This window comes from Planktosalinus sp. (genome assembly GCF_059864935.1).
Map to the genome: position 1 here is coordinate 1 of NZ_JCBCCK010000222.1, position 8,336 is coordinate 8,336.

Genomic DNA, 8,336 nt, shown 5'->3' on the forward strand with positions numbered 1-8,336 from the left:
CACCACTGAAAGCAATCCAAAAAACAAAAACACAAACAAATCTCCCATCGCCTTATAGCCATAAGCTGACTTACCCACGGTATATTTTATGGCCGCCGCAATGGAAGCAATGCCCAGCAGAAAAAACAAGACCATATAGCCGGTATTTTCACTACCAAATGCGGTATAGATTAGAATCACGGCAACAATCAGGGTGAGCAGTGCCGTAAGCATCATCCCTTTTTTGAGTTCGGTGGCAGTGAGCAAGCCGCTTTGCATGGCGCGTTTGGGACCTATGCGGTTGTCGTTGTCGGTTCCTTTCAAACCGTCGCCATAATCGTTTGCAAAATTGGACAGCACCTGGAATCCGAGTGTGGTGAGCAGTGCCAGGATAAAGATACACGTTTCAAATGCGTTTACACGAAAGGCCATCGCCGAGCCTACAATAATTCCGGAAAAGGACAACGGAAGGGTACGCAATCGGGCGGCGTGGATCCAGGCTTTGGTTTTAGACATGGTTTTAAATGGATTGGACAAAAATACAAATTAATTAAAAATCTCAGCCAGCAATTCCTTGAGCAAATCGCCCTGACTTAAATTGGCGGCCCCCACTCCTTTGCTTTTCATATCAATATCGCGCAGTTTGGCAATAATGCCACTCACCTTTTTCATAGGATAATTGGACGCTGCCAGTTGGTAATCTTTTATAAAAAAAGGATTGATGCCCAATTCTTTGGCAGCTGTACTTTTATTTGATAGTGCGTGGTATTTCAACACCTTGGTAAAAAATGAATGCAGGAGCGCTATTGTCATCACCAACGGATTGTCTTTTGGGTTTTGAGCAAAATAATTAGTTATCCTAAACGTCTTTTGAACATTTTTTGAACCAATGGCGTTTTGCAACTCAAAATTGTTAAAATCCTTACTGATGCCTATGTTTTCCTCAACCAACTCTGGGGTAATGGTTTGTTCGGGTTTGATGATTTGAGTGAGTTTGTTGAGTTCGTTATTGATTTTGCTCAGGTCATTGCCCAAAAATTCCAGAAGCATCAATGCCGCTTTAGGTGTAATTTTATAGCCTTTGGCGGCAAGCATTTTTGAAATCCAGTCAGGCACTTTATTTTCGTAAAGTTTCTTTTCGTCAAGAATCACTCCGTTGGCCTTGAAGGTTTTGTACAGTTTTTTACGCTTATCAATGCTTTTGTATTTGTAACAAATCGCCAGCACGGTAGTGGGTTGCGGGTTTTCACAATAGGGGGTTAAGTTTTCAATGGTGCGGGCCAACTCCTGGGCTTCCTTGACAATTATGACCTGCCTTTCGGCCATCATGGGGTAGCGTTTGGCCTGACTGATAATATCGTCAATACTCACGTCGTTGCCATAAAGCACCATTTGGTTGAAGTCTTTTTCGGTTTCTGTAAGGATGTTGTTTTCGATATAGTCTGACAAAAAATCGATGTAAAAAGGCTCCTCGCCTGTGAGCAGGTAAAGGGGTTTTATTTTTCCTGATTTTATATCGTTTGCTATGCGTTTTACTTCTTCCATTGAAAAAAAATGTTCATTTTTGTGGGATGCAGCAGCTCAATTTTCCGGCATACGGCTTTCGGTTCAAAAGTAGCGAAAATAAAATTTCCATCTTTGACCCCATCCGTAAAAAGTTTGTGATACTCACTCCCGAAGAATGGGTGCGGCAGCATGTGGTTCAGTTTCTGATGGTTGAGAAAAAGTTTCCCAGATCGCTTATTAACGTCGAAAAGGTTTTGGTAATCAACGAAATGAAAAAACGATATGATGTTGTTGTCTTTAATTCTGATGGAAGTATTCATTTAATTGTTGAATGTAAAGCACCACAAATTGAAATTACACAAGACACTTTTGACCAGATTGCCCGTTACAATTTGAGTTTGAATGCCACTTACCTGATGGTGACTAACGGGTTACAACATTACTTTTGTAAAATGGATTATGAAAAACAAGCCTATGTTTTTTTAAAAGATTTACCTTTACACCCTTGAAAACTGCTGTAGTCATACTTAATTGGAATGGAAGAAAACTGCTGGAAGAATTTCTTCCCGGCGTTATTTTACATTCTAAGAGTGAAGCTGAAATTTATATCATCGACAACGCCTCTACTGATGATTCTCTTTCATTACTTAAAAATTGTTTTCCAGATATAAAAATTATTCAAAATTCAGAAAACAAAGGCTATGCCGGTGGATACAATGAAGGGCTGAAACAGATTGATGCTGATGTGTATGTGTTGTTGAACTCTGATGTTGAAGTAACTGAAAGCTGGCTTACACCTGTCCTTAAGGAATTTCGAATCAATAAAAACCTTGCAGCTGCCCAACCAAAAATACTGGATTACCACAACAGAAACTCTTTTGAATATGCCGGGGCGGCCGGGGGTTTTATCGACAAATACGGTTATCCCTTTTGCCGTGGCCGAATTTTTAACACCCTTGAAAAAGACGAAGGACAATATGACGGGGTTTCAGAGATTTTCTGGGCAAGCGGTGCCTGTTTTTTTGTGCGAAGCACTCATTTTTGGGAAGCCGGAGGTTTTGACGAAGACTATTTTGCGCATCAGGAAGAGATAGATTTGTGCTGGCAATTTTTCGCCAGAAACTACAAGGTTATTTGTGTGGGGGATTCCAAAGTGTATCATGTGGGTGGCGGGACACTGGATACCCTCAACCCTAAAAAGACCTATCTCAATTTTAGGAACTCCTTGTTTAATTTGCAAAAACACCTTCCGAAAAGTAAACTATTCTCGACAATATTTATTAGAATGCTACTTGACGGGGTTGCCGGCGTTAATTTTTTGGTCACTTTTAAGATTAACCACTTTTATGCGCTAATAAAAGCACATTTTTCATTTTATTTTCACTTTAGTAAAACAATTAAAAAAAGAGGGAAGTTGTTAAAAAAGAAGAATTTTCACACGACCACCTCAATTGTTTTTGCATATTTCGCAAAAAAAATCAAACGATTTAACGACCTTAAAGAAAATACATTTAAATAATTGTTAAGTTTAAGAAATTTGGCCTAAAATTTGGTAAATTTGGGTATCAATTTAACTATAAAAAAAACCAAGAATTATGAAGAAAATAATTGTTTTCGGAAGTGTGATTGCGCTTCTTTTTTCATCGTGTGTTTCTCAAAAAAAATATGCAGAACTTGAGGATCAATATAAAAACTGCCAGGACCTGTTAAATTCTACAACTGTTAAGCTCAACGTTTGTTTGGAAGAAAGGGCAGCACTACAAGCAAAAGCCAATTCGCTTGAAAGTCAGGTAGCTTATTTGAATGAAACCAACAGGGATTTGATCAGAAGCATTGGGGATTTTACTGAACTTTCCAAAAAAGGAGCAGAAAATTTACAACAATCCCTTCAAAGCCTTCAGGAAAAAGAGTTGACCATCAGAAAACTGCAGGATGCAGTTACCAGAAGAGACTCTGTTAACCTGGCACTTGTACAAAGCCTGAAAGGTGCCATTGGCAACCTGGATGACACTGACATTGAAATCAGTGTTGAAAAAGGAGTTGTATTTGTAAATATTTCTGACAAGTTGTTGTTTGCCAGCGGTAGTTACAACCTTACAAGCAGGGCAAGAGAAGTACTTGGAAAAGTAGCTATGGTAGTAAAGAACCAACCTGACTTTGAATTCCTTGTGGAAGGTCACACTGACAATGTGCCAATCAGCAGGCCGGGTATCCAGGATAACTGGGACTTGAGTGTGCTAAGAGCAACTGCAGTTGTAAGAACACTTCAAAAAGACTTTGGTGTTGACCCAGCAAGGATGACTGCAGGTGGTAGAGGTGAATATGTGCCTGTTGCAAGCAACGCTACTTCAGAAGGAAAGTCTAAAAACAGAAGAACACGAATCGTAGTATTGCCAAAACTTGAGCAATTCTATGAAATGATTGAAGAAGGACTAAAAGATCCTGCCATCAATTAAGGTTTGATTGAAAAATAAAAAACGAGTCCGGCATTGCCGGACTTTTTTTATATCACTAAATCACCCTTTCCTTCCCGGATTAATAGTGGCTCACCTTGAGTCAAATCAATTACAGTTGAAGCTACATTTCCTCCATAACCGCCATCAACAACAACATCAACAAGATTTTCCCATTTTTCAAAAATCAGTTCGGGGTCTGTGGTGTACTCAATGACCTCATCTTCATCACGGATGGAAGTTGAAACTATAGGGTTGCCCAACTCTCTTACAATCGCTCTTGCTATATTATTATCAGGAACCCTGATACCCACAGTTTTTTTCTTTTTAAAAATAGAGGGTAAGTTGTTGTTACCTTCCAGAATAAAAGTATAAGGCCCCGGCAAAGCCCTCTTCAGCATTTTAAAGGTTGGTGTGTCAATTTGTTTGACATAATCTGAAAGATTACTCAGGCTTTCACAAACAAAAGAAAAATTAGCTTTTTCAACTTTTACACCCCGCAATTGTGCAACCCTTTCCAACGCCCGGTTGTTGTTGATGTCACAACCCAAACCGTAAACAGTATCGGTGGGATATATAATTACACCACCAGTTTTCAGCACTTTAACAACCTCTTTGACTTGCTTTTCATTGGGATTTTCATTATATATTTTAATCAACTTAGCCATAACAAAAATTTATATTACAATTAATGACTAAAGTTAAGGGTATTCAATTAAGAATAAAAATTATAGTCGACAATAAATAGTATTAAGCTTTACTTCTTTTTGAAGCTTCCTGCTAACTGATGGTATAAAAAACAAAAGCGATAGTAAAATTATACTGAAAATGAAGGGCAGCATAATTATATTGTTGGTTACTGACATTGTCTGAAGTTTTAGTTTTCCAGTATGTTGAGTTTAGCAAAACGCAATATCAATTTTTTAAGTCCGCCATTTTCAAAATCGATTTCTGCTTTTTTATCGGCACCGGCACCTTCTATTTGAATGACTTTTCCTTTGCCAAATTTCATATGCTCGACCATCGTTCCGGTGGTCAGGTTTTCCAATTCAGCATTCAATCTTCCTGAGGAACTGCTCACCGGTTTTAATCTTCTTAATTTTTGAAGTTGTGCTTCAGAAGGGCCTTTAGGTGGGTTGCCATTAGCAGGTTTTCGCAACCGAAGTTTACTTTTGTCAACCTCTCCAAAAATATCAGGGTCTAATAGTGGTTTGTATCTGTTTTCAGTAATTGGGGTGAGGTATTCCAAAAATTCTTCGTCAATTTCCTCAATAAACCGGCTGGGCTCAGCATCCACGAGTTTCCCCCAGCGGTATCTTGTTTGGGCGTAAGTAAGGTAAGCCTGTTTTTCAGCACGGGTAAGTGCCACATAAAACAAGCGACGTTCTTCTTCAATCTCTTCACGGGTATTCATACTCATGGCACTTGGAAAGAGGTCTTCTTCCAGCCCGACAATATACACATAAGGAAATTCCAATCCTTTTGCCAGATGAATGGTCATCAAGGCCACACGGTCGTCATCGCCTTTTTCGTTGTCGAGGTCTGTCGCCAAAGCGACGTCTTCAAGAAATTCATTGAGCGAGCCAGTGGCTTCGCCGATTTCTTTTTGTTCTTCCACAAAATCGCGTAAACCATTGAGCAATTCTTCAATGTTTTCAATACGGGCAATGCCTTCCGGTGTACCGTCCTTCTTCAATTCCTGAAGGAACCCTGTTTTTTTCACCACGTGTTCAGCAATTTCAAAAGCGTTGTAACCTTCATTAAGCACCTGAAAGCTTTTGACCATCATCACAAAATCCTGAAGTCTGGTTTTGGTGCCGCTGTTGATTTTTAAATTCACCTTGTCGATGTTTTCCATCACCTCAAAAACCGAACGTTTGAAATGATTGGCCGCTATTATCAATTTATCGAGGGTAGTGTCACCAATTCCCCGTGCGGGATAGTTTATGACGCGTTTCAAGGCTTCCTCGTCTTTGGGATTGAGAATCAAACGTAAATAAGAGATGACATCTTTAATTTCCTTACGCTGGTAAAAGCTTAAACCTCCGTAAATCCTATACGGAATGTCTTTTTTACGAAGCGCATCTTCCATCGCCCTGGACTGGGCGTTGGTCCTGTAAAGAATGGCAAAGTCACTGTTTTTTAACTGGTGATTCATTTTGTTTTCAAAAATGGAACTCGCCACAAAACGGCCTTCATCACCATCGGTCATGGTGCGGTTGATCAGTATTTTATTTCCCGCTTCATTGTTTGTCCAAACAACTTTTTCGAGGCGGGTTTTATTTTTTTCGATGATGGAATTGGCAGCTTCGACGATGTTCTTGGTAGAGCGGTAATTTTGCTCCAGGCGATACACCTTCACATCGTCATAATCCCGTTGAAAATTGAGTATATTGCTGATGTTTGCCCCGCGAAAGGCATAAATACTCTGGGCATCGTCACCCACTACGCAAATATTCTGAAAACGGTCTGAAAGTGCCCTTACAATTAAATACTGACTGTGGTTTGTATCCTGATACTCATCCACTAAAATATACCTAAACCTGTCCTGATATTTTGCTAAGACATCGGGGAACCTTGTGAGCAACTCATTTGTTTTTAGCAACAAATCATCAAAATCCATTGCTCCTGCTTTAAAGCAACGCTCCACATAAGCTTTATAAATATCACCAAAACGGGGAATTTTTGCCATGGCATCGGCCTCGATTAGTTCAGGGTTGTTGAAATAGGCCTTTACGGTAATCAGGCTGTTTTTACAGGAAGAAATGCGGGAATAAATCTGTTTGTATTTGTAAATGTCCTTGTCCAGGTGCATGTCTTTAATAACTGCCCGGATGACGCTTTGAGAGTCCTGAGTGTCATAAATGGTAAAATTTGAAGGGTAACCCAATTTGGCTGCCTCGCTTCGCAACAATTTTGCAAAAACAGAATGAAAAGTTCCCATCCACAGGTTTTTTGCTTCGCTGGCACCCACAATTTCAGCAATGCGCTTTTTCATTTCGCGCGCCGCTTTATTGGTAAAGGTCAGCGCCAGTATACTAAAGGCATCGACCCCTTGCTCCATCAGGTGAGCTATGCGGTATGTTAGGACACGGGTTTTTCCTGAGCCCGCGCCGGCAATCACGATCATAGCACCGTCTTTTTGTAACACCGGAGCCAGTTGAGCTTCATTTAATTGTTTGAGATAATTTTGCAATGAGTTTCCTTTTTAGAGGTTGTGAAATTAATAATTCACGATTTAATTATTAAGCAGAATCATGATAAATTACTAACAATTCAAAAAAGATTAATATCACTCTTTTTTGTCCCATCAACCTCTAATATCTTAACGAACTGAAAAAGTAAAATACTTTACATTCATATTGTGTATATTTGAAACCTTAAAAAAAAGTTTATGCAGGATTTAAGTCAAGTTTTAAGTTATTTAGCCTATTTGTTGCCGGCCATAGTTGTTGGAATTGTTGCTTATCATTTTTTTATAAGCCATACGGCAAACGAGGAAGGTCGCCGCAGGTATCTGCTTCATAAAGAAGCACAAAAAAATATACTCCCTTTAAGACTTCAGGCTTATGAGCGACTTACGTTGTTTCTGGAGCGCATTTCGCCCAACAAATTATTGGTAAGAGTTGCTCCTTTTTCTGATGATGTTGATACCTATGAGGCTCTGCTAACCAAAAGTATCGAACAGGAATTTGAACACAACATCTCCCAGCAAATATATATTACCAACGACTGTTGGAATATGGTTTATGCAGCTAAAAATGCCACGATTCAGATTATTAGAAAAACAGCTATGAATGAAAAAGTGGATACTTCTGCCAAACTTAGGGAAACCATCATCCAGCATTTTATGGATCAAACAACGCCTTCACAAAAAGCTTTGCTTTACTTAAAACAGGAAGTTTCTGAAATGATGTAATTTAAGGAATAAAATCAATTTTACTTGAGGCAACCCTTTTGGCGGTGGTATCATAGCCTCTTTTCCACCAATTTTTCATAAGGGTTTTGTCAAAAATCAATGCGTTTTCAGTGAGTTTGGTAGGAGTGTAATACAGGTTTAATTCTACATCTTTTGTAAGTGCTGCCAATTTACCTTCGGCTATGTTATGAAATTCTATTTGATCGACTATAAACCCAAACAAATCAACCATCAATGAAAAGGGGTTTTTACCCAGCACTTTATTGTGTTCCATGTTCTCAGCTTCAAGAATAATGGCATCCACTTTTTTGGCGCCCATTTTAATAGCCTGCCGGATGGGCGAAACCGCCCCAAAACCACCATCGGCATAATCATGACCATTTTTGGTAACCAGGGACATAAACGGAATATAGTTTGAAGAAATCCACATCCAATCACAAAAATCATTGTAATCAAAATCCCTGATAGACTTATACTCA

At 39.2% G+C, this 8,336-nt stretch carries 8 protein-coding genes and 1 pseudogene; 4 read left to right on the forward strand and 5 right to left on the reverse strand.

All coding sequences use genetic code 11. The features are described 5' to 3' along the window. Window positions 1-495, reverse strand: a 495-nt coding sequence (gene menA / locus AC6F75_RS07815; protein ID WP_500714421.1) for a 1,4-dihydroxy-2-naphthoate octaprenyltransferase, incomplete at its 3' end; no start/stop codon positions are given. Window positions 496-525: 30 nt separating this feature from the next. Further along, window positions 526-1,524 (reverse strand): DNA polymerase III subunit delta, encoded by a 999-nt coding sequence (gene holA / locus AC6F75_RS07820; RefSeq protein WP_500714422.1) that lies wholly within the window; start codon window positions 1,522-1,524, stop codon window positions 526-528. A gap of 26 nt (window positions 1,525-1,550) precedes the next feature. Between holA and AC6F75_RS07825 the strand changes: the two genes are divergently transcribed. The 3 genes from AC6F75_RS07825 to AC6F75_RS07835 all read left to right on the forward strand — a co-directional run bounded on the left by AC6F75_RS07825 (window position 1,551) and on the right by AC6F75_RS07835 (window position 3,941). Beyond that, window positions 1,551-1,994, forward strand: coding sequence for a type I restriction enzyme HsdR N-terminal domain-containing protein (locus AC6F75_RS07825; RefSeq protein WP_500714423.1), 444 nt, complete (start codon window positions 1,551-1,553; stop codon window positions 1,992-1,994). After that, entirely contained in the window at window positions 1,991-3,004 is a 1,014-nt protein-coding gene (locus AC6F75_RS07830; protein WP_500714425.1) for a glycosyltransferase, read from the forward strand. The genes AC6F75_RS07825 and AC6F75_RS07830 overlap by 4 nt, the downstream gene beginning before the upstream one ends. 76 nt (window positions 3,005-3,080) lie before the next feature. Then, window positions 3,081-3,941 (forward strand): OmpA family protein, encoded by an 861-nt coding sequence (locus tag AC6F75_RS07835; protein ID WP_500714426.1) that lies wholly within the window; start codon window positions 3,081-3,083, stop codon window positions 3,939-3,941. A gap of 47 nt (window positions 3,942-3,988) precedes the next feature. On the opposite strand, the gene AC6F75_RS07840 is transcribed toward AC6F75_RS07835, so the two are convergent. Both AC6F75_RS07840 and AC6F75_RS07845 read right to left on the reverse strand, forming a co-directional pair. Further along, entirely contained in the window at window positions 3,989-4,606 is a 618-nt protein-coding gene (locus AC6F75_RS07840) for an L-threonylcarbamoyladenylate synthase (RefSeq protein WP_500714427.1), read from the reverse strand. Window positions 4,607-4,815: 209 nt separating this feature from the next. Further along, on the reverse strand, window positions 4,816-7,134 hold the full coding sequence (locus tag AC6F75_RS07845) for a UvrD-helicase domain-containing protein (protein ID WP_500714428.1): 2,319 nt from the start codon (window positions 7,132-7,134) through the stop codon (window positions 4,816-4,818). A 198-nt stretch (window positions 7,135-7,332) separates the two neighbouring features. Here AC6F75_RS07845 and AC6F75_RS07850 point away from each other — a divergent pair, with 198 nt between their 5' ends. Then, window positions 7,333-7,857: a DUF7935 family protein gene (locus AC6F75_RS07850; protein ID WP_500714429.1), complete on the forward strand. Its 525-nt coding sequence runs from the start codon at window positions 7,333-7,335 to the stop codon at window positions 7,855-7,857. A gap of 1 nt (window position 7,858) precedes the next feature. Here the strand turns inward: AC6F75_RS07850 and AC6F75_RS07855 are convergent. Then, window positions 7,859-8,336 (reverse strand): annotated as a pseudogene (locus AC6F75_RS07855) (patatin-like phospholipase family protein); the annotation flags it as partial.

Coding starts and splice junctions, on each gene's coding strand:
- AC6F75_RS07840 (WP_500714427.1), bottom strand. CDS start 4,606: ATGGCTAAGTTGATTAAAATATATAATGAAAATCCCAATGAAAAGCAA.
- AC6F75_RS07850 (WP_500714429.1), top strand. CDS start 7,333: ATGCAGGATTTAAGTCAAGTTTTAAGTTATTTAGCCTATTTGTTGCCG.
- AC6F75_RS07825 (WP_500714423.1), top strand. CDS start 1,551: ATGCAGCAGCTCAATTTTCCGGCATACGGCTTTCGGTTCAAAAGTAGC.
- holA (WP_500714422.1), bottom strand. CDS start 1,524: ATGGAAGAAGTAAAACGCATAGCAAACGATATAAAATCAGGAAAAATA.
- AC6F75_RS07835 (WP_500714426.1), top strand. CDS start 3,081: ATGAAGAAAATAATTGTTTTCGGAAGTGTGATTGCGCTTCTTTTTTCA.